Source organism: Bacteroidota bacterium, from assembly GCA_018266835.1.
Classification (GTDB): Bacteria; Bacteroidota; Ignavibacteria; order Tepidaquicellales; family Tepidaquicellaceae; genus JAFDZO01.
On the sequence record JAFDZP010000002.1, the window covers coordinates 779,166 to 803,669 of the forward strand.

A 24,504-nucleotide genomic window follows, 5' to 3' on the forward strand; every position below is an offset into this window, starting at 1 on the left:
TTAATTCTCCTTTAAATGAAATATTATTTCTGAGTATGCGCCTTTATCTTTTTCAGTTCTATTCAAGACGGGGCGCTTGAATTGATTTACTATTTTCATTCCGGAATTTTCCGCAATAGTAGGATACATATTATACTTATCGTTTGCGACTAAAAATATATCATAATCTTCTGCTAAATATTTTTTGCAATTATTAAGAACAGCAGAAATTCCTTCTACATAACTATCTTGTGCTTTTTTTCCTTTGCCTTTATAAAGCGGACCTATTTCTAATTCGTCATTTCTATCAAACCCAAATAAATCGTAAGCGTATGCATGCTGCTCGTGATAATCAATCAATCCTACATAAGGTGGACTTGAAAATATTCCCTTAATTTTTTGTTCCTGCACTAAGCTTCCGAATTCAGGGTTTTTCTTTTTAAGCTCTTCAAAAATATTAATAGTTCGGCTATCGCCTGTTAAACAGTATTGAAAGGTCTTAGTTTTAATTTTATTAAAATAAGCTAACCTTCCTATAGTATCTTTGCTGTAAGATTCCCACCATTTTAAAATTGAAAATAATGGCTTACAAATTTTACCGTGTTTATGGCAATAATATGTAGTTGTTACAGGTTCTTTTAAAGTAGCTAAATCTGCATGTGTAGTAGCCCTACATGAGCGAATTGTACGGCTTAATATGATACTAATTATTTTTTTAGTGTCAGAATTTTTTATTTTTTTAATCTTGTCAAAAACAAATTCAACTTCGTCTCTTATCTGTTGTGAATACCATTTATCAAGAAAACTATCAGCTTTATCCTGTTTTAATTTGATTTTGAATTCATCTACAAGATTTTCATAAATGGGTAAAAATTCTCTTTCTCTTTTATAAGAATCTTCTTCTTTTATTAAACCTTGTTTAAGATTGTACTTATATTCAGGAACTGGAAAATATTTATTGTTAAATTTGTTAAGCTCTGCTAAAAGTTTTAGCTCAAACTCTTGTACGTGAGAATCAAGTAAGAACTCTTTAAGAGCAATAGTGATTTTATCCAGCTCCTTTTTAACATCTTCCAAATCATACTTAGTTACTTTTCCATTGCTGATAAGAGCATTAAAAGCTGAGACATCTATGCCGATAGCATTTATTCCAAGCTCATTTGATTGCACTAATGTTGTTCCACTACCGCAGAAAGGATCTAGAACTATATCACCTTTTTTGAAATATATTTCTTTTTTAAAGTTATCAACATGATCATCAAGGAAATATTCCACAAGCTGAGGAATAAATTTTCCTTTGTAAGGATGAAGACGGTGGACGTGTTTAGTAGTTTCCGATTCAGTGTATTGATCAAAAGATAAAGCCCAGTTTAAATCATCTCCAAGCTTATCTTTCCAGTCCAGCTCTCTTTTGCCGTTGTAGGATTTATAGTAATTGACTAAATCTTCTTTAACAATTTGAGTAGATCCGTTATCTCCGATTTTCTTTACTCTACCGTATTGGATTAAGTAAGATATATTAGAAGGAGTTACAGTCTTTCCTAAATGTTGAGTTGCCCATTCACTGGCTTCTTTTATTGATAGTAATTCGTTCATTAAGTAAATTCGAGTATGCTTAAATAATTGTGGTATGTAAATATAAAGAAATTATATTTTTATTAATATAACTTAATAGAGTTTTTGGAGATACATTCCCAACGAGGACGTTGGGAATGAGGGAAGAGCACTAGCGTTGTGGATGATTGGATTCCCGCCTTCGCGGGAATGACATGTTGTGTGTTAAACCACCCCTAACCCCTCCTTGGTAAGGAAGGGGACATTGCAAATCCATTCATAATTCATAATTCTCAATTCATAATTGAGGAAAATTGCCTTTAATCTTTCACGGGTAAAAATTATATTTACAAATACATATTTGCGCTAAAAATGCGGCTATCGTGTATATTTTAATGCGAGACTTCAGCACGAAGTTTTTTTACGTTAGTGCCTGAAGTTTTTTTGTAATAGAAACTAATAACAAAAAGGATTTATAATGTCTAAAAGATTTCTTCCTGCAATAATTTTAATAATTTTTATTTCGACGGGACTTATTACCCTGCAAAGCTGTAACAAGAACGGCACTGATAAAAAAGATTCCACAAAATCCTCGGGCAATGACCTGATAAAGGGAGATAAGATCTCTTTGAAAATGCTTCCTAAGAAGGGAGATGTTTTCAGATATTCGATGGTGGCAAAGACGGTTACGAAGGAAAACTCGCCTATGACTGATAAAAAAGACGTAAGCCAGGAGCAGACGATAACTTACTATTACTCGGAAGAGGTAACTGATACGGCTAACGGCGTAACGGCTTTCAAGGTAAAGTACGACAGCATAAATGTTGTATCGGTAATTCCGACATCGAAAGATTCATCGGTGACGATTGTGTATAACTCGAACGTGAAGGACTCAATTTACAAGAAGGCGGATTTTATACAGTATAATTCTATCATCGGCGAGCCGTTCAATGTATCGGTAACTCCTAAGGGAGAGGTGACCGATATTTACGGACTGCAGAAAATCTATGATAAGATGTTCAAGGCGTTTGGGGATACACTGAAGGAAGCTGAGAAGAGCCAGATAAAGGAGAGCTTCGGGAACGATGCGATAAAATCGGTGCTGCAGCAGCAGTTCCAGATATTCCCTGATAATGACGTAGTGAAGGACTCTGCGTGGACGCGTTCATACGATACGCAGCTGCTGGTATTCCCGGGCAGAAACAGTCTGAAGTATAAGATTACCGATGTGAAGACGGAGAACGGCGAGGTGATTCTGACGATAGATGCAGACCTCTCGACTGAATTGCTGAAGGACGAAATGAAGGATAAGACTGTGACGTACAAGGTGGAGAACTCGAGCTTTAACGGAAAGGGCACGATACTATTTAATCTGACGAGGGGATGCGTTGTGAAGAAAGAGACGACGACGAAGATAGATTTGAATTTGAAGATGTCGGGCGGCGGGCAGTCGATCTCGAGCGCGCAGAACGTTTTGACGAGCATGAATGTTTATTTAATGAAATAGCAGCGATGAGAAAAAGTAAGTTTGGTAAGTTCTTTTAATTTTTAATATGGTAATCCCGCTCCGGCGGGATTATTTTTATACGGTAATTTTTTAATTTTAACCCTAGAAAAATGTTAAAAGTAAATGAGGTCAGTCATCCGTTAGTAGCGCATTATTTAACGATATTGCGCGAGAAGACGACGGGGAAAGCGCAGTTCAAGCAATCGCTGGAGAAGATATCGTATGTAATGGCGGTAGAGGTGTTTTCAAAGCTGAACAGCGAAGTAAAGATTGTTGAGACACCGTTAATGAAGGCCAAAGGCAGTAAAATAAAGAATAAAGTAGTGCTTTTACCCATTTTACGCGCCGGCTTAGGCATGACAGAGGGTTTTATGAATTTGTATCCGGAAATTATAGTTTCCCATATCGGGTTATATAGAGATGAAGAGAACCTAAAGCCTGTTAAATACTACTTCAAATTTCCTCAGATAAAAGATAAGGAACATGTGAATGTAATAATTGTTGATCCGATGGTTGCGACTGGTGGAAGTGTCATTTTTACTGTTGAATATTTATTAAGTATGGGAATAAAAAATATATCTATTGTTTCGTTGATAAGCGCACCTGAAGGAATAAATTCTATCGACAAGCGTTTCAGTGCAGCAGAAAAGGAAGGACTTTCATTTTATACATGTAAAATTGATGAAAAGCTAAACAATAAAGGTTATATACTTCCGGGCTTAGGTGATGCAGGTGATAGAATGTTTGGTACATAACAGAATTTACGAGTCAACCGAAAGGAATTAATAAAAAATGTTATCCACTTTATATAAGAAAAAATTAGATGAACTGCTTGCTGTCTGTCATAAAAATATACCTGCAAATAAGGTAAATGACAAACTGATAACTCACGCATTTCAGTTTTCACTTGATGCGCACAAAAATGATAAACGTGCATCGGGCGAACCTTTTTTTTCTCATCCATATGAAGTGGCTACTATCATTGCACGGGAAATAGCATTAGATGATGTCTCAGTTGCCGCAGCATTGTTGCACGATGTTGTTGAAGATACAAAATTTAATTTAAAAGATATTAAACTTGAGTTCGGTGATAAGATTGCTGAAATAGTTGACGGCGCAACGAAGATAGACGGTATTTTTGAAAACTACGAGCTAAAACAGGTAGAATCATATCGTAAAATGCTTCTCTCCATGACATCAGATATTCGTGTGATGCTCATAAAATTTGCCGACAGACTTCATAATCTTCGTACTCTTGAATTTCTTTCCAATCCACGTCAGATGCGAATGGCACAAGAGACGCTGGAAATATTCGCTCCGTTCGCTCACAGATTCGGACTCGCAAACGTAAAAGCAGAACTTGAAGATCTCTCATTCAAATATTTAGACAGACCTGCTTACGATGAACTTGCAAAAAAACTAAACGAAAAGAAAAGAGAACGTGATAAACTCATAAATAGATTTATAGATCCAATAAGGCAAAAACTTGCTACTGAAGGTTATAAATTTGAAATTTATGGAAGAGCAAAACACCTATATAGTATTTACAAAAAGATAAAAGCACGTAACAAAAGTTTTGATGAGCTTTATGATTTATTCGCAGTAAGAATTGTACTTGATACACAGGATAAAAATGACTGTTTCTCTGCTTATGGAATTTGCTCAAGTATTTACATACCCAACCCCGATAGATTTAAGGACTATATTTCTCTCCCAAAGCAAAACGGTTATCAATCCATCCATACAACTTTGGTGAGCAAAGAAGGTAAGATGGTTGAAGTTCAAATAAGAACCAAAGATATGCACGAAGTTGCAGAAAAAGGTGTTGCTGCTCACTGGAAGTATAAAGAGAATACAAATATAAACGATGAGAATCTTGAGAACTGGATGAAATCTGTTAGAGAGTCTCTTGAAAATGCAACTAAAGATGAGTCATCTTCCGCCATCATGGATAGCTTTAAGCTTAATCTTTATCAGGATGAAATTTATTGCTTTACCCCTAAGGGAGAATTGAAAGTCTTACCTGCAGGAGCAACCGCCGTTGATTTTGCTTTCGACATTCATACTGAAGTTGGTTACAAGTGTATAGGAGCAAAAATTAACGGAAAGATAGTTACATTAGATACTAAACTAAGAAGCGGCGATCAGATAGAAATTATCACATCAAAAAGTCAGACTCCCAAAAGAGACTGGGAAAAATTTGTTGTAACACATAAAGCTAAATCGGATATAAGAAAATATTTCAATACTGAAAAAAGAGTTTTAGCAGGTAGAGGAAAAGAAATTTGGGAAAAGAAAATCAAAAAACATAAACTTCATTTCAGCGAAGAATTGTTTTTAAAAGTTATTCATAAACTTAAGCATAAAGAAATTTCTCAGTTTTATTATGAAGTTGCTGCTGATGAAAAGAAAGCTGATGAAGCTATAGAGATATTATCAGATGTAAATAAAATTCAGAACCTTGATAAAAGTCCTCAGCTTAATGAAAAAATTGCAAAATCTAATGACCCCGTTGCTTCATTCGATAAATTTGTAAACGACGCAAGGTCACAGCAGAGTAAAATTTCTATTGGAGATTCTTCACTTGCTGATTTACAATATTCATTTGCAAAATGCTGCCATCCTATTCCCGGAGATGAAGTGATAGGGTTTATTACAAAAACTGAGGGTGTTAAAATTCACAGAAAGAATTGTAAAAATCTTGTTCATCTTTTTTTACAGGATCCCCACAGAGTTGTTGACATAAACTGGAGTGACAGCGGAACCGGAGATTTTACTGCAGGCATTAAAATTATCGGCGAAGACAGGGCAGGCATATTAAACGATATTACCAATACAATCTCGAAAAATTATAAAGTTAATATCAAAAGTGTTAACGTAGTTACAAAAGCATCAATGTTTGAAGGTAATTTCATTTTGCAAATCACAAATCTAAAACAGTTAAACGATATAATAGAAAAAATAATGCAGCAGGAAGGCGTATTTACTGCTTCCCGCTTTGACGAATAAATTCATTAATTAATTTCTTTTATTTATGAAAAAATTTATCCCCTTTTTAATTCTCACCGTAATTTCAATTTATATTTTTACTGGAAGTAAGAACATTAACACTTCAAAAATCTCAGAGGACACATTATACTTCGAAGGAGAAAAACATCTAAAGAATATTAAGCAATTAACATTCGGCGGAGAAAATGCTGAAGCATATTTTTCATTCGACGGTAAAAAACTTTCTTTCCAATCAACACGCGAAGGAAGAGATTGTGACCAGATCTACAAAATGAATATAGACGGCTCTGAACAAACTTTGGTCAGCACGGGTAAAGGCAGAACAACCTGCGCATATTACATGCCCGATAACAAACACATTCTTTTTGCTTCAACACATCTTGTGAGTGATTTATGTCCGCCCAAACCTGATTTAAGAAAAGGATATGTCTGGGCACTTTATGATTCTTATGATATCTTCGTTGCAACAGAACAAGGAGAAATTGTAAAGCAATTAACTAATGAAAAAGCATACGATGCCGAAGCAACAATTTCACCTTTAGGTGACAGAATAGTTTTTACTTCAACACGAAACGGCGATATTGATTTATATAGCATGAACCTGGACGGAACAGATATAAAACAATTAACAGATGAACTTGGATACGATGGCGGAGCATTTTATTCATATGACGGAAAGAAAATTATTTATAGAAGAACAAGATTTGAAAATGATGAGGCAAAAGAAAAATATAAAGAACTTTTAGGTCAGGGATTAATAAGACCGACATTACTTGATATATATGTAATGGATGCTGACGGAAGCAACAAAACAAGAATCACACATAATACATCAGCAAATTTTGCCCCGTACTTTTTTCCTGACGGAAAAAGAATTTTATTCTGCTCCAATATAGAAGACCCCCAGGGAAGAAACTTTGACGTGTATGCAATTAATATTGACGGAACGAATCTAGAAAAAATTACTAACTGTCCCGAGTTTGACGGTTTCCCGATGTTTTCTCCCGACGGGAAAAAATTAGTTTTCTGCTCTAACAGAAATGACAGAATAAAAGGTGAGACAAACGTTTTTATTTGTGACTGGGTAGATTAGTTTACACGTACTCACAAGTAACAGCAGCGCAGGCATAATCTTCTGTATGTGAAATGCTTACATGATAGATTAATTTGGAAAATTCATTCTCTTCTATATGATGAATGTAAGGTTTACCGCGTTTATCATTTAAGATTTCGATATCTTTCCATTTGAAATCTTTTCCAATACCTGTACCCAATGATTTTGAATAAGCTTCTTTCGCAGCGAACCTTCCTGCGAAATGAAGCTCCGGTTTTGAATATGTTTTGCAATAGGCAATTTCTGCATCAGTTAAGATTCTCTGAAAGAATCTGTCGCCATGCTCCTCAATTATTCTCTTAATCCTTTTTACTTCTATAATATCTATACCAACTCCTTTTATCATGCAATTCCGTTTTCGGTTTTTACGATTTTTATAAGTTCCCTTATATCATTTATATCATAATCAGAATCCGGATTTTCCGTATTGAATGTATCTCCGTATCTCGCAAAAACTGTTTTCATGCCCACAACTTTTGCTCCTACCATATCACGCTCAGCCCAGTCACCAATCATAAGACACTCTTTGGCTTCAAGATTTAATTGCTTCAATGCAAGATTGAAAGGTACAGGTGAAGGTTTTCTTTCGCGCGCCTCATCATAAGTAATAATTACATCAAAGATATGATGTAGGTTCAGATATGATAATCTTAACCATGCTTCTTTTGAAGGTGCATCGGAAACGATGGCGAGCTTTATTCCCATTTTGATGAGCTCTATCAGAGTTGAATAAACTCCGGGATATGTTTTTAAGTTCGCTTCCCGCTCTATTCTGTAAGCAACAATTCCTGCAGATAAAATTTTGTAATCAATCTTGCCGAGAAGATCAGTAAGCATCTGGTCAAATACAGTCTGAAATTCTATTCCCTCATCTTTATAAATTGCATCTATTCTTGCCTTTGCTTCTTCAAATGAAAGATTTAATCCGGCATCCTGCATTGCAACTATAGCAGCACGGACTGCACCGTTTTTCATAAGCATGAAATCCATGAGTGTGTTATCTAAATCAAATACTATCGCTTTTATCAAAATATTTTGTAATTAAAATTAATTTTTACTGCACTCTTTGCACACACCAAAAAATTCCAGTGAATGAGAAATATCTTTATAGCCTTTTTTAACCAACATCTTTTCAATTTCTTTTGTAAGGCATTGCTCAACGTTTTCAATCTTCTTACATTTTTTGCAAACTATATGGTGGTGGTGGTGCCTGTCAAAAACAAGTTCGTAACGCTTGAACTCATCTCTGAAATTTACTTCTGAAACAATTTTTAAATCTACAAAAAGATTTACCGTTCTGTAAATAGTGGCGAGGTCAATTTTTTTATTGTGATTATCTTTGTTAATAAGCTCGTGAATTTCAGACATCGTTAACGGATTGTGATTTGATTTTAATACTTTAAGTACGCCTAGTCTTGGCAAAGTTATTCTTTGTGAGTTCTCCAGAAGCACAAGCTTAAATTCATCATATGACATTTTATCAGTTTTCATTATCATTATTTATCGTAAGAATAAAATCCTTTTTTTGTTTTTCTTCCGAGCAAATTAGCATCAACCATTTTTTTCTGAATAAAATTCGGACGGTACTTTGCATCATTAAAGAACGCATCGTAAACAGATTTTGTTACTGAGAAGTTTACATCAATTCCGATTAAATCCATCAGCTCAAATGGTCCCATAGCAAATCCGCCGCAAGTCTTCATTACGCTATCTATAGTTTTCACATCTGATGTGCCTTCACTTAAAATTCTTAAAGCTTCGCCGTAGAAAGGACGGGCAATTCGATTTACAATAAACGCAGGAGTATCTTTTGCAAGCACAGGGACTTTCTTTATTGCTAAAGTTAATTCAGTGGTTGCTTTAATTGCAGAATCAGAAGTAAAGTCTCCTTTCACAATTTCTACGAGCTTCATAATATTAGCAGGATTGAAAAAGTGCATACCAATAACTCTCTCAGGATTCTTTTTTACAATAGTAGAAATTGTTGTAATTGAAAGTGATGATGTATTTGTTGAAAGGATAACATTATCTCTGCAGATAATATCTAAGTCGGTAAACAGTTTTTTCTTCAAGTCCATACTTTCAGGAGCTGCTTCAATTATAAAATCTGCACCGGAAAAAGAATTGAAATCCGAAGTAAGATAGAGTCTGCCGAGAATTTGTTCTTTGGCTTCTAAAGTAATTTTATTTTTCTCAACTCCTTTTTGCAAACCTTTATCTATCGATGCCTTTGCATTTGAGATAATTTCATCGTTTATATCATAGAGGATAGTATTGTATCCGGCAGTTGCTGTGGAAATTGCAATTCCCCTGCCCATCGTGCCGGAGCCGATTACTCCGATTGTTTTTATATCGCTAAAATTCATTATTATATTTTGTTATATAATTTGCGTTTTTCAGAGGAGAAATTAAATTCAAAAAAGATTCTTTTATAGCTATTTTAAGCTTTAAATAGAGTTATGAAATTTATCTGGATAAGCGGGTCAATTAATTCAGGCAAAAGCACAATCGCCGCTGAATTGAATAAGAGAATTAGGAAATCTGTAAACATCGAATGTGATTCATTACGGCATTTTGCAACGCATGAAAATCTTGAAACAATTGGTGATTACATTTCTACAGACGCATTAGACCTTGCAAAGAAATGGATTGAAAGAGGTTATCTGCCGATAGTCACATGGCCAATGTATGGCGAAGGATTAAAGAAGCTGATAAGTTATTCTAAAGAACTTGGCATTGAACCGGTTATAATCAACTTAATTCCTTCCAAAGAAACTGCCAAACAAAACAGAGGAGAAAGAGAACTTACAGAAAAAGAATTTAACCGGATTGAGTATATGTACGAAGTTGAAAATATCGGAAATCCTGAACTGGGATTTTCGATTGACAATTCTAATCAAACTGTTGACGAAACCGTAAAAGAAGTTATGGCACATATTTCAGAAATATCAAAATCCTACTTATAAAATTTATTATACATTTCTAAAAACTCACTCACTAAAAAGAAGGAACCTGTAACTAAAATCATATCCTTTTTATCAGCTAAATTAAGTGCATGAGAGAAGGCATCGTTCAGATTTTGTACAGGAATAAATTTTGATTTATTCTTTACAGATTCAAATAACTTCTGCGGTTCTTCGGCACGCGGATAAAGCGGTCTTGTTAAAATAATTTTTGCATCAAGCTTTGAAAGTATATTCAGGCATTTCTGATAATTTTTATCCTTCATCATTCCAAAAAGTATAATGAGTTTTTTATATTTAAAATATTTCAAATTGGCTTCAATATTTTCAAATGCCTGTTCATTGTGTGATACGTCTGTAACAATTTTTGGAGATTGCTTTATTACATCAAAGCGCCCGTAAAAATTTGAGTTAGCTTTTATGTTGGATAATCCTTTTTGAATTATACTATTTGTAAAATTAATTTTATTTTTTTCGGAAAGAACATTTATCGCTGTCAGTGCAGTTCTTAAATTATTAATTTGATAATCTCCTATTAAAGGAAATTTGAATTTCTGATTTTCAAATTCAAAATCTAATCCCTTTTCACTTCGCTTTATTATATTAATTTCCTTACTCGAAGAATTTATTAGTTTAGATTTGGTCTTCTCAGCTTTCTCCATTATTTCTTTTATAGCTGCACGTTTAAGATTGCCGACAACTACAGGTACATTTTTTTTAATAATTCCTGCTTTTTCATAGGCTATTTTTTCAATTGTGTCTCCTAAAAAATCTACGTGGTCAATTGCTATTGTAGTAATTATTGAAAGCTCTGGCATTAATACATTTGTAGAATCCAATCTTCCGCCAAGCCCGGTTTCAATCACAGCGTAATCAACTTTTTTCTTTGAGAAATATTCAAACACCATTGCTGTCGCGACTTCAAAAAAACTCGGCTCAATTTTTTTTACTAAAGGGTTAATCTTATTTGTAAAATCTATAATGAATTTCTTTGAAGCCCATTCACCGTTTACTAATATTCTTTCTCTGAAATCTGTTATGTGAGGTGATGTATATAATCCGCATCTGAAACCTTTTTCTATTAATATCGAGTTTATTATAGAAGAGACGGAACCTTTTCCGTTTGTTCCTGCAATATGGATTGACTTAAAGTTCTTTTCAGGATTTCCAAGAAAGCTTAACAGCTTTTTTATGTTGTTAAGATTATATTTTATTCCTCTTCTCTCGAGTTTGAAAAGGTAATCGATAGTTTTATTGTAATCAGTAAACAAGATGTAAAATTTTGTGTGTAATTTACTTTAATCATCAAACTAATTAAATGCTAAAGTCCTCTCTATTTAAATATTATGTGAGTATATTTTTAATTAATTTGTTCTTTTATGACTAAAAGAAAGCTGCAAATAATAATTGATGCCTTAGAGAATGAATATCACTCAAAAACAATCGGCTTCAGCAGTAAAAATATTCTTGATGTACTTATTGCAATAAAGCTTTCGCAGAATACAACTGATAAGTCTTCCCATAAAGCTTATACAAACTTACGAAGTGAATACAAAACATGGGAAGAAGTTGCCGATGCTCCGTTAAATAAAATAAAAGAACTAATTAAAGTATGCGGGCTTGCAAATACTAAAGCTCCGCAGATACAAAACATGCTGAAGGAAATGCAGAAGAAATATGGCAGTCTGAATCTGGATTTCTTTTATAAAAAAAGTAACAATGAAATATATGAAGAACTTTTGCAGCATAGCGGTCTTGGAGTAAAAACAATTTCATGCGTTCTTGCTTTTGCAATGGGCAGAAGTGTTTTTCCGGTCGATACTCACGTTCACAGAATTTTAAACAGAACAGGAGTTGTACAAACAACAACGGCAGAAAAAACATTCGAAGCTGCGACGAAGATTATTCCGGATGAAGAGAAAGTTTCGTTTCATACAAACCTTATAAAATTCGGACGCAATTATTGCAGAGCTATAAATCCTTTATGCAATAAATGTTTTATTTATAAAGAATGCGAATGGGCGGAAAAGAAATTTTATAAAGAAGCCAACAAAGAAACAGAAATAAATGAAAACAATTTTATAATAGTAGATCATATTTAGAATTTGATTTTAGATAAAAATAAAATACAGAAGATACTGGTAATAAAATTCGGCGGAATGGGTGACATCCTTCTTACTACTCCTGTGCTGCCAAATCTAAAAGCATATTTCCCTAAGGCTGAGATTTATTTCCTTACCTTGGAGCATTCACGTGACCTTCTGTTTGATAATCCATATATCTCACGTGCGTTCACTTATACTCCCAGTGAAGACGACTCACTTTTTTTAATCCGCACAATAAGAAAACAAAGATACGATTTAGTAATTGACCTCTACTGCAATCCCAGGACTGCAATGATAACTTTTTGCAGCGGAGCTAAGTACCGCTTCGGCTTCCGTTTCAGAGGAAGAAAGTATGCATACAATATAATGACTGACGGAAGAGGCGGTGAAGTCCACAATATTGATTTCAACTTAGATGCATTACGAAAACTAGAGATACCAATTTTCACAAAGGATATGTTTATCCCTGTAAACATTGTTCACAAAGAATTTGCAGAAGAGTTTATAAACAGCAACAACATTAAAGGCAAACCCATCATAGGTATTTCGAAAACCGGCGGCTGGGAATCCAAGAGATATAAAACAGCTGACTACATTATACTATTAAAAGAACTCAATAAAATTTACGATGCTAACTATTTACTGATATGGGGGACAAAGAAAGAACGTGAGGACTGCGAAGCAATCAACAAAGAATTCCCGGATAATACATTTATTATTCCCGACAGTCCTTTAAAATATCTTGCAGCGTTAATTGAGAGATGCGATATAATCATAGGTAACGACTCAGGTCCTTTACATATAGCATGTGCAATGAAAATTCCCGTGCTGGGAATTTATGGACCTACTAATCCCGCTCTGCAAGGACCTTATGGAGATAAAAATCTTACAATTGTAAATGAAAACTTAAATTGTTTATATTGTAGTTTGCTTGATTGTCCGATAGGAAATATTTGCATGACTGAACTTGATAAAGGAAAGATAATTGAAAAGATTAAGATATTGATGCAACGACTTCCTAATTCAGAATTCAGAATGCAGAATTCAGAATTGCCTTCAACTTAGATTTACTTTATTATCAATTAATACCTTAGAAAAAATTATTCATTATTAATTACTAATTATTAATTAAACAAAATGCAGGAAAACACTACCGTTTCCAATAAGATGCCGAAAGGCATTCCCTACATCATCGGTAATGAGCTTGCTGAACGGTTCAGTTATTACGGAATGAAAACAATTCTCGTTGTTTTTATGACTCAATATATTATGAACCACACAGGCCAGAAAGATTTGATGAATGAGACCGATGCCATATCATGGTATCACTGGTTCAGTACGGCAAATTATTTTTTCCCTATCGTCGGCGCATTAGTTTCCGATATTCTCTGGGGAAAATACAAAACTATAATGCTCCTCTCCGTTGTTTATTGTCTAGGTCATTTAGCCCTGGCATTAGATGATACACGCCTGGGATTATCAATAGGTCTTACTTTAATAGCAATCGGTTCCGGCGGAATAAAGCCTTGCGTTTCGGCTCACGTCGGTGACCAGTTTGAAGAAAAAAATAAACACCTGCTGGAAAAAATATTCAGCTTCTTTTATTTAGCTATTAATTTAGGAGCAGCAGCTTCATCGCTTCTGACACCTTTAGTATTAGATAAATACGGTCCTCATCTTGCATTTGGTATTCCCGGATTTTTAATGCTCCTTGCAACCATAGTTTTTTACCGCGGACATAAAGTCTTTATAGCTATTAAGCCGGCAGGTTGGGGTGTTTATAAACGAGATTTATTTAGCCCGCAGGGAAAGAAAGCAATTATCAATCTTTCCATTATGTACATTTTCATAGCAGTCTTTTGGGCACTTTATGATCAGACCGGTTCTTCATGGGTAATTCAGGCAGCAAGTTTAGATAAGACTGTTAACTTGGGTTTTGTAAAATTTGAATTACTTGATTCCCAAATCCAGGCGATTAACCCAATATTAGTCCTGACTCTTATTCCCGTATTCACACTTTATTTATATCCTAAAATCAATAAGTTCTGGACTTTAACTCCACTGAGAAAAATTTCAATAGGTATGTTTATAACAGCTTTCTCTTATGTGCTCATAGCAATTCCACAGGGAATGATTGATGCAGGAGGAAAGCCGGGAGTACTATGGCAAGTCTTTGCTTATGTTATTCTGACAGTGGCAGAGCTGCTGATATCTATAACAGGTTTGGAATTCTCTTACACTCAGGCACCTAACACTATGAAGTCATTTATCATGGGACTCTGGCTTCTTGCAGTAGCGCTTGGTAACTTCTTAGATACTCAGATAAACTATTTTGTTACGAGCTTAAAAGATGCTGCAGGAAATATTACTGCAGCTTACTTCTGGTTCTATGTTGGGCTGATGGCAGTTACCTCAGTAATATTCTTACTTGTAGCCAGAAGATACAAAGAGGAAAATTACATTCAGTCACGTGAAGATGTAATGGACCCGGTATTGGTAGAGAACTGATATAGTATAAAGTATAAAGTATAAAGTATAAAGTAGTAAGTATAAGGACCTGATAAAAGTAATTTTTGTCAGGTCTTTTTTTATTTTATTTGATCAGGATCATTTTCTTTGTTTCAGTAAACCCATCTGTTTCCAATTTATAGAAGTATATTCCGCTGTTTAAATCTCCTCCATCAAAACTTACTTCATATTCTCCTGCAGGAAGATTTTCATTTACTAAGTTTTTAACTTCTCTTCCAAGCGCATCAAATACATTTATCTTTATAAATCCTGATTTTGTTAATGCAAATTTTATATTTGTATTTGGATTGAATGGATTAGGATAATTTTGTGATAAAGAAAATTTATCCGGGATTTTTGATGTAATGTTATTTGCATTCGTTAATCCCCCTGTAATTGATTTTAAAATAATCCCTCCATTTTGATAGCTGCATGCCCAACCTGTCAGTGCATTAACAAACAGCATATTTCCCACTGAAACTAAGGAAGAACTTGCAGTAGATTTTATCCAGTTTTCACCGCCGTTAGTTGTTTTTAAGACGCCTGAAGTATCGCCTGATTTGTATGTACCAATCCATCCTGTATTTTCGTTAATAAAAGAGACAGAAAACAAATTGCGTGAAGTACTTGTATTTTTTCTTATCCAGCTATCTCCTCCATCTGTTGTTTTCAATAATCTTCCCCCTTCACCTGCAGCAAAACCGGTCTGGCTGTTTACAAATTTAATTTGTTTAAGGTTAGAATTTATTAAATTGCTATCTCGCAGCTGCACCACCCAATTTGCTCCGCAGTTTGTTGTCTTAAGTATTCTTCCTAAACGAAGTCCTGTATCATTTCCAAAGAAAGCTAATACCCATCCCGTTAAATTATTTATAAAATGTATACTTGAAAACTGGTACCCGCCAAAACCTGAAACTTGCGGCTGCCAGTTAACACCTCCGTTTGTTGTCCGGGAAAACCCGCCTTCAGTTTGATACATTGAGTATCCCGATAAAGCTGCAAATACCGTATCTTTATTTAAAATATAAATAGAAGAAAATGTAGAGTAACCACCACTATAAATTAAAACATACCAGTTAGCACCGCCATTAGTTGTATTTAAAATTCCTGTAGTTGAAAGAATATAATCATCACCGCCGGCTACCCATCCGGTATTTTCATTTATAAAGTGAATCGATTTATAACAAACTCTTATCGGAGAATACTGACCAATCCAATTTAATCCCCCGTTAGTTGTTTTAGCAACAAATCCGGAATCACCGCAAGCCCATCCGGTATTCTCATTAAGAAAATAAATATTGTTTATAGGATACTGAGTAGTGTATTGAAGGAACCATCCGTTCTGTGCAAACGAATATGATGAGATTAAAACAAACAAAATAAATAAGGTTTTTTTCATAGCAACCTCCTGAATAATTTTAGAATTTAATTAAGAAGAATTAAAGGTAAAAAATCAGACTTTTAAAAAACTTTACATTCTTTCTTAGTTTTGTTTTGTAAAATATTAATTTGTTATTTATTACCTCAAAGTTAATTGAATGTAAAATCTCGTTTCATTAATTTATTGAACTTCTTAAAGCATCATTCCTTAGACAATGTCAAATCTCAAAGTTTTTTCAGGAAGAAATTCCGAATACCTTGCTAAAAAAATAGCGGGCAAACACGGTATTAAACTGGGCGATGTATCAATCAAAACTTTTTCAGACGGTGAACTTTGGGTAAAGTATGAAGAGAACATCAGAGGCGCTGACTTATTTATTATTCAATCTACAAATCCCCCGTTTGATAATTTATTCGAACTTCTCGTTATGATTGACGCTGCACGTAGAGCATCAGCCAGAAGAATCAATGCAGTCATTCCTTACTTCGGCTATGCAAGGCAGGACAGAAAAGACCAGCCCCGCGTTGCTATAACGGCAAAGCTTGTTGCAAATCTTATCACCAATGCCGGAGCCGACAGAGTTATCACAATGGACTTACACGCTCCACAGGTTCAGGGCTTCTTTGATATTCCCGTTGACCATCTTTATTGCTCACAAGTCTTTATGGAAAGCTTCAAGAAAATGAAGATACCGAATCTTGCAATCGCTACTCCGGATGTAGGTGGAATAAAAATGGCAAGAGCTTATGCTAAACGTCTTCATGCTGATTTAATTGTAATTGATAAACGACGCCCGAAACCAAACGTTGCCGAAGTAATGAATATAATCGGAGACGTTGAAGGAAAGAACGTTTTAATAATTGATGACTTAATAGATACAGGCGGTACTTTTGTTAATGCAGTTGAAGCATTAAAAATGAACGGAGCTGTCAATGTTTACGGCGCTTGTACACATCCTGTATTTTCCGGCAATGCAATTGAACGAATTAACAACTCGTCAATCAAAAAATTATATGTATCTGATACGTTACCATTAAAAGAAAAATCATCTAAGATTGAAGTAAAGAGCATTGCTAACTTATTTGCCGAAGCAATTGTAAGAACTAATAAAGACCAGTCAATAACATCTTTATTTGATAACGTAAGCTGACCTAATTTTTAAAACGCGAAGAGCGCAAAGGTTTTCGCAAAGCACGCAAAGAATTGAAATAATTTTTTGCGGTTTTTGCGTATTCTTAGCGGACTTTGCATTTAATTTCCCAAACCTTAGGTACTTTTTAGTAAATTGAAACCCTCTCAAATTATAGGTATTTTACCCTAATATAAATTTTAATTACTTTAATATACTAACATAATGCAAGTTGATATTTTAATGCCGAAAATGGGTGAATCCATTATGGAAGGCACCATTTTAAAGTGGCACAAACAGCCAGGCGATAAAGTTGAGAGAGATGAAACCATATTAGAAATCTCTACAGATAAAGTTGATACGGAAGTACCTTCTCCCGAATCAGGAGTTATCACAGAATTATTATTCAAAGAAGGCGACGTTGTTGAAGTAGGACACATGATTGCCAAAATGGATACCGATGCAAATGCAAAAGCAGGCGCAAGCGCTCCTGCAGCCGAAACAAAACAAGAAGCTCCAAAAGAGACACCTAAAGAAGAAGCAAAACCTGTTGAAGCATCTGAACCCGTTGCACAATCCGGCGGCTCAAGATTCTATTCACCTCTTGTACTGAACATTGCTTCAAAAGAAGGAATCGGAATGACGGAGCTTGAAAAAATTCCGGGTACAGGCGCTGAAGGCAGAGTAACCAAGAAAGATATTTTAGCATACGTTGCAAACAGAGGAAGCAAACCTGCTGAAACCAAGCAAGCCGAAGCTCCTAAAACAGAAGCAAAACCGGTTGAACAGAAACAAGCACCAAAACAGGAAGAAAGAAAAATTGAGCTTCCGAAACCGAAAATCGATTACAACGAAGAAGGATTATCAGTTACAGAGTTCGATAACATCCGTCAGAAAATGGCTGAGCACATGGTTGCTTCAGTCCGTATCTCTCCGCACGTTACAGCAACTGTACTTGTTGACCTTAGCGCTATTGATAAAGCACGTAATGCTATGAGAGATGACTTCAAAACAAAAGAAGGCTTCAATCTCTCTTACATGCCGTTCATCTGCGAAGCAACTGTTAAAGCTTTGAAAGATTTCCCATTGGTAAATTCTATCATTGATGATTCAGGCACACCATACAAAGCAATTACAAGAAACATGATTAACCTTGGTATTGCAGTCGCTATGGATAACGGCGGACTTATAGTTCCTGTTATCAAATCAGCTGACGGCAAGAACATGATTGGTATTGCACGCGACCTTAACGACCTTGCAAAAAGAGCAAGAGTTAAAAAGCTGACACTCGATGAAATACAAGGTGGTACATTCTCCATCACAAACTATGGAGTGTTCGGAAACGATATGGGTACACCTATTATCAATCAGCCGCAAGTTGCAATCATGGGACTTGGAGCCATCAAGAAGAGACCAATTGTTGTTGAAACAGAACAAGGTGACTTCATTCTTCCGAAGAGAAGCGTTTACATTACACTTTCATTCGATCACAGACTTATCGACGGTGCGCTCGGCGGCCAGTTCGTTGTAAGAGTGAAAGAATATCTCGAAAACTATACAATGTAATTTATACTTATTAATAAGTTATGTTTTAAAGGGAGTGTCTGAAAGGACATTCCCTTTTGTATTTGTATTAATTTCCCCATGCATACCAATTTCCCTGAAGATGTTTCCATACTTTTGCTCCTCCATAATTTGTATGCTCTTCTCCATTTGGGGAGTATGTTATTCCGCTGCAATGGTTTAGCCATCCATTTATTGTAAAACATACTGAACCGTCTTTAAATGTTTCTAAGTCAATACAATCAACGGCTGATAATTTTTTTATAAAATCTTCATGGGTGTCTTCATCTATATTTAACTCTTTAATTAAGTCCGAATACAGATGAATAACATCTTTATCATATTCTGAAATATCTTTGGCGTGGTACATGAAAGGTTTATCATTTAATGAGCCGCCTTTGTTATTCCCCTCACTCATCTGGGTTATTTTTTCATAGCGATTAATCTCTTGCATAAAATCATTAAATTTTTTCTCCCTGAGCTTAAAAAAAACATAATCAGCAGCGTCTAACTGATATCCGTAACTTAGACCGAAAAATAGAACGGTTCCTAAAATCCCGCCAAGTACACCTATTCTGAAATATTTTCTTTTCTCTACAAAACAATAAACTACATATGAAACAATTACGACAACCATAACTATTAAATCAACTGCTAATAGAATCGGCCATAATTTAATTCTTATAAAAAAAACTGTTGTCAAAAATGGAATCATCAAATAAAGCAAAATAAGACCAATGACAAAACTGGAAACCACATTTCTTGATTTCATTTCCTATCCCACTTTAATTGAACATCTTTTAATTTATATTTTTTGAATCTCATGTATTAAAATCTAATTTATTGTAAATATCCATTTATTATTCAGACATCCCTATTCCTCTCCTTATAGTGGAAGGGGAAGAATCGTGCGGGAGTGTCCGTAATGACATTCCCTTTTTTTGTTAAGATTAAAAACTCCAATAATACCAATTATCACTTAATTTTGTCCTGTGATAATCTGGTTCGTTATACCATTTTGACGTATTTCTTTCATCGTATATAACACCGTATCTTCCACTTGAGATGCCAAAGGATATACTTACGTCATCATGCACAAAAAAATCATCTATTTTTATTTTCTCCATTCTGGTCCGGAATTTTTCAAAAGTGCTTTGCTGAATATCCAAATTTTTTAATAAGTCCTCAATATAATATACTTGTCTACCCTTTCCTGATGTGTCTGCCTGCTCTTTTTTAAAAGTATAATGTTTATCATTTAACGTATTTCCTGTTTTATTCTTTGTCATTCCATAAATTTTCTTGTAATTTTTTATTTCTGTCACAAATTCATTTAATGATTTTTCGTTCTCTCTAAAAAAGCTAAGATAAAAAGGTTCTCTGATTTTAAAATATAAAAATAAAATTATTGCCAGTGATATTGTAAAAATTACCAGAGTAATATATAATTTATTTCTCTTTTTCATTTCTTCTCCCACTTTAAAGAAATTCCTTCAGCTTCGTATTGCTCTGCGTCAATCATCGAACCCTTGAAAGTCCGCTCTTCTTTAAATCCCATTTTTTTATAAAGCTCCAATGCGGCAATATTATTTTTTAAAACGGCAATTCTTAAATCACCTTCAGCTTTTTCCAATACGTATTCTATTAATATCCTTCCTATTCCTTTTCTGTAATGAGCAGGAGACACATAAAGCCAGTCAATTGTTTTTTTGTTGAAGCCGATAAATCCCGCAACTTCACCTTCAATTTCAGCAACTAAGATTTCTCCTCCAAATAATCCTTCTGCAAAAGCAGCTTTCTCTAATGGAATGAATGCATTTAAATCAACAGTTCCGCTCAGCTCATCTAATCGGGCTTCATCATGAATTTTTGAAATTGCCTGCCAGTCGCTCGTTTTATATTTTCGAATTTTCATGTAGTATAAAGTAGTAAGTATAATGTTGAAAGAAAAAGTCGCATTATTGTCACATTTTATTTTTTTTATGTTGTAAAAACAATCTTTTTAAATTTTTATTTTTCAAAAATCGGGAAATAATCGGATTTTGTTCTCTGACCTGACAGTTCGCCATGGCTAATTAATCCTGTCAGGTCTAGCTATAGTCACATTAATGTAACATTTTTTTGATACCGCCCCCTTAATCCCCCTCCTTGTAAAGGAGGGGAAACTTAATTTCAAAAAAGTCGGGAAATAGTCGGATATTATTATTCCTTATTCTCTATTAATTATTCATTCGTTAAATTAGTCGGAAAATAGTCGGGTTTTATTTTGTCAAGATTTTAAAAACAATTCAGCATAAATTTTTTCTGATTCTTGATGAATTTTTGACGGATTTCTGCAAAATAAAAAGCCATCATTGTACTAACTTTACGAATGTCACATTATGTAACATTTTCATTTTGTTTTAAAACCTGGCAGGATTAAATCCGCCATGGCGGACTGTCAGATTAATTTGCACTCTTAATATACTAAACTCAAAAAAATTTTCAAACAAAGTTTTCCCTATTAGTAGTAATAGGATTTTTTTATTTTTACATAATAAAATCTCTCAAAACGAATGATGAAAAATATTCTGCTGTTCTTCATATCTCTGACTTTTACTGTTTCCATATACTCCCAGGAAAAACCAAATACAAAATACTGGATTTATTTTAAAGATAAGGGCAAATTTACCACGGGAAAAGTAACTCCGGGCAGCGCTGCTTATGAAGCAGGTAAATCTCTTCTGACCGAAAAAGCAATTAAGAGAAGACTTAAAGTTTTATCTGAAGAAAGCCTGATTGACTTCGGTGACCTTCCCTTAGAAGAAAAATACATAAACGGAATAACAAAGTTAAATATAAATCTCGTTGCAAAGTCACGCTGGCTTAACGGAGTTTCTGCATATCTCACTCCTTCACAGGTGAAAAAAATAAAAGAATTAAATTTTGTCTCTGAAGTAACTTCGGTAAGAAAACTTAACAAGCAGGAATTTATAAATCCTATTGACCTCTCTTTTAATGAAGATAATTTTTTTCTGCCTCAGGAAACTCACAAATTAGATTACGGAAAATCACTTAAGCAGTTAGAGCTTGTGAATGTACCTAAGGTACATGATTTAAATATTACGGGCAAAGGTGTCTTCCTCGCAAATATAGATGACGGATTTGAGTGGAGAAGTCACCAGGCACTGAATACACTTTCTGTATTAGGCGAGCACGACTTTGTGAATGACGACGATAACACTTTTAAAGAAGAGCGTAACAAATTTAATGAAGGTTTTTCACAGGGAGACCACGGCACTGCAACGCTTTCATGCATGAGCGCAAGAAAAGACGGTAAGCTTTATGGACCTTCATTTGATGCAGATATTTTACTCGCTAAGACTGAATTCGTTGCAAGCGAAACTCCTATGGAAGAAGATTTCTGGCTGGAAGCTGCAGAGTGGGTTGAGTCACAGGGAGTTGATGTAGTAACAAGCTCTCTTAACTATCGCATCTTTGATGCCCCCTACGATTCCAATACATATAAATATACAGATCTTAACGGTAACAGAGCTATTTGTACAATCGCTGCAGACAGATGCGCATACCTCGGAATAGTTGTTTGCAATTCAATGGGAAATTATTATCAGACAGATGTTCCTTCTATTACAACTCCCGCTGATGCTGATTCAATTATTTCTGTTGGTGCGATAAGTCCTAATGGAAAAATTGCAGGCTTCAGTTCTAACGGACCGACAGCCGACGGAAGAACAAAACCCGACGTAGTTGCTCCCGGTGTTGATGTATGGGTAGCTGTTTCAAAAAACAGTTCAGGTAATGACAGTACATATAAATTCGGAAACGGTACTTCATTCGCTACTCCTATAACTGCAGGTGTTTGCGGACTGATTTTATCAGCGCACCCTGAGTTAACTCCGTTGCAGGTACGGGAAGCATTGAGAAATACAGCGAATAATTCTGCCACGCCGAACAATGTTTACGGCTGGGGATTGATAAATGCTTATGATGCTATTTTATACTGGGGACCTGTGTGGAGTAATGAACCGGAAGTTGAATATAAAAATGGAGGAATGTATATAAGGACTTATTTAGTTTCAAAAGACGTAATAGACACCAGCAAAGTTATTTTTGCCTATAATTTTGAAACGAATAACTTCATAGATTATAATATGAAATTGATTGAGAATTTAAATGATGGTAACTATTCAGGCAGATACGAAGTATTTATTAAAGATATTAATACGAATGATAATTCCGGTAAATATCAATTTATTACCGAAACAACAAATGACAAAATAATTTGGGATAACAGTAATGGAAATCCTCAAATAAGAAAAATAAAAAAGTAGTAGTTCAGTTAATTGTTGATATTACCTTCTTGGCTATACCTAAATTATTTTCAAATACTAATTTGCATTTTTCTCCTATAGAATCGCGCAGATGTTTATTGGAAAGGATATTCCGGAAATTTTTATAAAAGTCTCGTGAGTCTTCAACTAAAATTCCGCAGCCCGATGAAATTAAAATTTCATCTTCATCGGAATTTTTTACTTTATTTGAAAAGAAAACGGGCATGTTAAAAATAGCAGGCTCAAGAATATTGTGAAGTCCCGTCTTATGTCCCCCGCCCACGTAGCTAACATAGGCAATTGAATAAAGCGAATAAAGAATTCCGATTGTGTCGACTATAATAATATTCTGATAATAATAATTTTGTAAATGTGAGTAGCGGATAGTTTTTAAGTTGGGGTAATTTTCAGCAATAAAATTTTCAATAGCTTTTATCTTTGTTTCCTTTGGTTCATGAGGAACGAGGAATGTTAAAAGATTTTCCTCGTAATCACTGATTTTATCGAGAACGGGAAGTATAACATCTTCGTCGTCTTTCCAGCTGCTGCCGATTACAAATATTTTTTTATCTTTGGTAATCTTCTCATCGATAATTTTTTTCGCCTGAATTTTTTTGGATGATTCGTAAACACGTTCGAACTTGGAATCCCCTACTTTTATTATTTCAGTTTTGTAATCTATTAACTTCTCGTTGTAATTTTTCTCGTCATATTCGTCTATAACAAAAATCTTATCGAGTTTTCCATATAAGTGTTTTTTGAAAGATACAGCTACCGGCATTTTCCATGTGATATCTTTTTCATCGTAACGGGCATTTACAAGATAAAGCGAAGTGTTTCTTTTTTTTGCTTCATTTATGATGTTTAACCACAGATCATATCTTATAAAAAATATTTTGGAAGGATTTATTTCATCCAGAAATTTTTTTACAGTGGATTTTGTATCGAAAGGAAGATAACATTTTACAATATTTCCCTGAGGAATTTTTGCATTCTTATATCCCGATGGAGAGAAAAAAGATAAAACTATATTGTAGTTTTTTTTGACAAGCTCTTCAACAAACGGCAGTGCCTGCTGATATTCTCCCAGCGAAGCGCAGTGAATTAAAACTGTTTTTTTATTTTTATCGAGGTGGGAAAGTGATTTTTTTAATTCATCAAATATAAGACTTCTTCCTTTAAAACCTTCACGGACTTTTTCATTGAAGAGCGAATAGATTTTAAAAAAAATCCATACCAGTGGTAAAAGGAGAATATTATATAGGAGGAGCCAAAACATTAACGTAATTTCAGATTTCAGACTTCAATTTTCAAGTGGGATATATTGCCTGTGGGATATTACAGAGAGAATAAACCTCTGA

22 protein-coding genes are annotated in these 24,504 nt (G+C 34.5%); 11 read left to right on the forward strand and 11 right to left on the reverse strand.

The features are described from left to right. Positions 1–1,575 (reverse strand): site-specific DNA-methyltransferase, encoded by a 1,575-nt coding sequence (locus JST55_05210; protein MBS1492881.1) that lies wholly within the window; start codon positions 1,573–1,575, stop codon positions 1–3. Between the two features lie 436 nt (positions 1,576–2,011). On the opposite strand from JST55_05210, the gene JST55_05215 reads away from it, so the two are divergent. The 4 genes from JST55_05215 (at position 2,012) to JST55_05230 (ending at position 7,142) form a co-directional block, all read left to right on the forward strand. Then, the gene (locus JST55_05215) at positions 2,012–3,040 is read left to right on the forward strand and encodes a hypothetical protein (GenBank protein ID MBS1492882.1); all 1,029 of its coding nucleotides are present in this window, start codon (positions 2,012–2,014) and stop codon (positions 3,038–3,040) included. Positions 3,041–3,150: 110 nt separating this feature from the next. Beyond that, positions 3,151–3,795, forward strand: coding sequence for a uracil phosphoribosyltransferase (gene upp / locus JST55_05220; protein MBS1492883.1), 645 nt, complete (start codon positions 3,151–3,153; stop codon positions 3,793–3,795). A gap of 37 nt (positions 3,796–3,832) precedes the next feature. Further along, positions 3,833–6,049, forward strand: a complete 2,217-nt coding sequence (locus tag JST55_05225; GenBank protein ID MBS1492884.1) for a bifunctional (p)ppGpp synthetase/guanosine-3',5'-bis(diphosphate) 3'-pyrophosphohydrolase — start codon at positions 3,833–3,835, stop codon at positions 6,047–6,049. Positions 6,050–6,074: 25 nt separating this feature from the next. Further along, positions 6,075–7,142 carry a PD40 domain-containing protein gene (locus JST55_05230; protein MBS1492885.1) on the forward strand — a complete coding sequence of 356 codons (1,068 nt, stop codon included), beginning with the start codon at positions 6,075–6,077 and terminating at the stop codon, positions 7,140–7,142. Position 7,143: 1 nt separating this feature from the next. On the opposite strand, the gene acpS is transcribed toward JST55_05230, so the two are convergent. Genes acpS through JST55_05250 form a run of 4 tightly spaced genes read right to left on the reverse strand, consistent with a single transcriptional unit; the run spans position 7,144 to position 9,529 of the window. Then, positions 7,144–7,509 carry a holo-ACP synthase gene (gene acpS, locus JST55_05235; protein MBS1492886.1) on the reverse strand — a complete coding sequence of 122 codons (366 nt, stop codon included), beginning with the start codon at positions 7,507–7,509 and terminating at the stop codon, positions 7,144–7,146. After that, positions 7,506–8,192 carry a TIGR02253 family HAD-type hydrolase gene (locus JST55_05240; protein ID MBS1492887.1) on the reverse strand — a complete coding sequence of 229 codons (687 nt, stop codon included), beginning with the start codon at positions 8,190–8,192 and terminating at the stop codon, positions 7,506–7,508. The genes acpS and JST55_05240 overlap by 4 nt, the downstream gene beginning before the upstream one ends. An 18-nt stretch (positions 8,193–8,210) precedes the next feature. After that, positions 8,211–8,654: a transcriptional repressor gene (locus tag JST55_05245; protein MBS1492888.1), complete on the reverse strand. Its 444-nt coding sequence runs from the start codon at positions 8,652–8,654 to the stop codon at positions 8,211–8,213. 5 nt (positions 8,655–8,659) lie between these two features. Then, positions 8,660–9,529, reverse strand: coding sequence for a 3-hydroxybutyryl-CoA dehydrogenase (locus tag JST55_05250; GenBank protein ID MBS1492889.1), 870 nt, complete (start codon positions 9,527–9,529; stop codon positions 8,660–8,662). A gap of 93 nt (positions 9,530–9,622) precedes the next feature. On the opposite strand from JST55_05250, the gene JST55_05255 reads away from it, so the two are divergent. After that, a complete protein-coding gene (locus tag JST55_05255; GenBank protein MBS1492890.1) occupies positions 9,623–10,129 on the forward strand; it encodes a hypothetical protein in 507 nt (168 codons plus the stop codon). Here JST55_05255 and JST55_05260 read toward each other — a convergent pair. Further along, on the reverse strand, positions 10,120–11,397 hold the full coding sequence (locus JST55_05260) for a bifunctional folylpolyglutamate synthase/dihydrofolate synthase (GenBank protein MBS1492891.1): 1,278 nt from the start codon (positions 11,395–11,397) through the stop codon (positions 10,120–10,122). The genes JST55_05255 and JST55_05260 overlap by 10 nt on opposite strands. A gap of 108 nt (positions 11,398–11,505) precedes the next feature. Between JST55_05260 and JST55_05265 the strand changes: the two genes are divergently transcribed. From JST55_05265 to JST55_05275, 3 genes are all read left to right on the forward strand, one after another. Beyond that, positions 11,506–12,228, forward strand: a complete 723-nt coding sequence (locus tag JST55_05265; protein MBS1492892.1) for an endonuclease III — start codon at positions 11,506–11,508, stop codon at positions 12,226–12,228. A 3-nt stretch (positions 12,229–12,231) separates the two neighbouring features. Beyond that, positions 12,232–13,296 (forward strand): glycosyltransferase family 9 protein, encoded by a 1,065-nt coding sequence (locus JST55_05270; protein MBS1492893.1) that lies wholly within the window; start codon positions 12,232–12,234, stop codon positions 13,294–13,296. Between the two features lie 72 nt (positions 13,297–13,368). Continuing rightward, positions 13,369–14,739: a POT family MFS transporter gene (locus JST55_05275; GenBank protein MBS1492894.1), complete on the forward strand. Its 1,371-nt coding sequence runs from the start codon at positions 13,369–13,371 to the stop codon at positions 14,737–14,739. A gap of 85 nt (positions 14,740–14,824) precedes the next feature. Here JST55_05275 and JST55_05280 read toward each other — a convergent pair whose 3' ends face one another. Next, complete coding sequence (locus JST55_05280; protein ID MBS1492895.1) at positions 14,825–16,138, reverse strand: T9SS type A sorting domain-containing protein; 1,314 nt, start codon at positions 16,136–16,138, stop codon at positions 14,825–14,827. Between the two features lie 196 nt (positions 16,139–16,334). Between JST55_05280 and JST55_05285 the strand changes: the two genes are divergently transcribed. Together JST55_05285 and JST55_05290 are read left to right on the forward strand one after the other, a co-directional pair. Next, positions 16,335–17,270 (forward strand): ribose-phosphate pyrophosphokinase, encoded by a 936-nt coding sequence (locus JST55_05285; GenBank protein MBS1492896.1) that lies wholly within the window; start codon positions 16,335–16,337, stop codon positions 17,268–17,270. Positions 17,271–17,471: 201 nt separating this feature from the next. Continuing rightward, complete coding sequence (locus tag JST55_05290; GenBank protein ID MBS1492897.1) at positions 17,472–18,815, forward strand: 2-oxo acid dehydrogenase subunit E2; 1,344 nt, start codon at positions 17,472–17,474, stop codon at positions 18,813–18,815. 67 nt (positions 18,816–18,882) lie between these two features. Here the strand turns inward: JST55_05290 and JST55_05295 are convergent, their stop codons facing one another. The 3 genes from JST55_05295 to JST55_05305 form a co-directional block, all read right to left on the reverse strand. Then, a complete protein-coding gene (locus tag JST55_05295; GenBank protein ID MBS1492898.1) occupies positions 18,883–19,584 on the reverse strand; it encodes a hypothetical protein in 702 nt (233 codons plus the stop codon). A 178-nt stretch (positions 19,585–19,762) separates the two neighbouring features. Further along, positions 19,763–20,278 (reverse strand): hypothetical protein, encoded by a 516-nt coding sequence (locus JST55_05300; GenBank protein MBS1492899.1) that lies wholly within the window; start codon positions 20,276–20,278, stop codon positions 19,763–19,765. Further along, a complete protein-coding gene (locus tag JST55_05305) occupies positions 20,275–20,727 on the reverse strand; it encodes a GNAT family N-acetyltransferase (protein MBS1492900.1) in 453 nt (150 codons plus the stop codon). The genes JST55_05300 and JST55_05305 overlap by 4 nt, the downstream gene beginning before the upstream one ends. Before the next feature lie 640 nt (positions 20,728–21,367). Between JST55_05305 and JST55_05310 the strand changes: the two genes are divergently transcribed. Continuing rightward, positions 21,368–23,143 carry a S8 family serine peptidase gene (locus tag JST55_05310; protein MBS1492901.1) on the forward strand — a complete coding sequence of 592 codons (1,776 nt, stop codon included), beginning with the start codon at positions 21,368–21,370 and terminating at the stop codon, positions 23,141–23,143. Positions 23,144–23,147: 4 nt separating this feature from the next. Here JST55_05310 and JST55_05315 read toward each other — a convergent pair whose 3' ends face one another. Then, complete coding sequence (locus tag JST55_05315) at positions 23,148–24,422, reverse strand: hypothetical protein (GenBank protein ID MBS1492902.1); 1,275 nt, start codon at positions 24,420–24,422, stop codon at positions 23,148–23,150. Between the last annotated feature and the right edge of the window lie 82 nt (positions 24,423–24,504).

Coding starts and splice junctions, on each gene's coding strand:
- JST55_05305 (MBS1492900.1), bottom strand. CDS start 20,727: ATGAAAATTCGAAAATATAAAACGAGCGACTGGCAGGCAATTTCAAAA.
- JST55_05250 (MBS1492889.1), bottom strand. CDS start 9,529: ATGAATTTTAGCGATATAAAAACAATCGGAGTAATCGGCTCCGGCACG.
- JST55_05285 (MBS1492896.1), top strand. CDS start 16,335: ATGTCAAATCTCAAAGTTTTTTCAGGAAGAAATTCCGAATACCTTGCT.
- JST55_05275 (MBS1492894.1), top strand. CDS start 13,369: ATGCAGGAAAACACTACCGTTTCCAATAAGATGCCGAAAGGCATTCCC.
- JST55_05300 (MBS1492899.1), bottom strand. CDS start 20,278: ATGAAAAAGAGAAATAAATTATATATTACTCTGGTAATTTTTACAATA.
- upp (MBS1492883.1), top strand. CDS start 3,151: ATGTTAAAAGTAAATGAGGTCAGTCATCCGTTAGTAGCGCATTATTTA.
- JST55_05315 (MBS1492902.1), bottom strand. CDS start 24,422: ATGTTTTGGCTCCTCCTATATAATATTCTCCTTTTACCACTGGTATGG.
- JST55_05295 (MBS1492898.1), bottom strand. CDS start 19,584: ATGAAATCAAGAAATGTGGTTTCCAGTTTTGTCATTGGTCTTATTTTG.
- JST55_05310 (MBS1492901.1), top strand. CDS start 21,368: ATGATGAAAAATATTCTGCTGTTCTTCATATCTCTGACTTTTACTGTT.
- acpS (MBS1492886.1), bottom strand. CDS start 7,509: ATGATAAAAGGAGTTGGTATAGATATTATAGAAGTAAAAAGGATTAAG.
- JST55_05265 (MBS1492892.1), top strand. CDS start 11,506: ATGACTAAAAGAAAGCTGCAAATAATAATTGATGCCTTAGAGAATGAA.
- JST55_05230 (MBS1492885.1), top strand. CDS start 6,075: ATGAAAAAATTTATCCCCTTTTTAATTCTCACCGTAATTTCAATTTAT.
- JST55_05245 (MBS1492888.1), bottom strand. CDS start 8,654: ATGAAAACTGATAAAATGTCATATGATGAATTTAAGCTTGTGCTTCTG.
- JST55_05255 (MBS1492890.1), top strand. CDS start 9,623: ATGAAATTTATCTGGATAAGCGGGTCAATTAATTCAGGCAAAAGCACA.
- JST55_05210 (MBS1492881.1), bottom strand. CDS start 1,575: ATGAACGAATTACTATCAATAAAAGAAGCCAGTGAATGGGCAACTCAA.
- JST55_05215 (MBS1492882.1), top strand. CDS start 2,012: ATGTCTAAAAGATTTCTTCCTGCAATAATTTTAATAATTTTTATTTCG.
- JST55_05280 (MBS1492895.1), bottom strand. CDS start 16,138: ATGAAAAAAACCTTATTTATTTTGTTTGTTTTAATCTCATCATATTCG.
- JST55_05225 (MBS1492884.1), top strand. CDS start 3,833: ATGTTATCCACTTTATATAAGAAAAAATTAGATGAACTGCTTGCTGTC.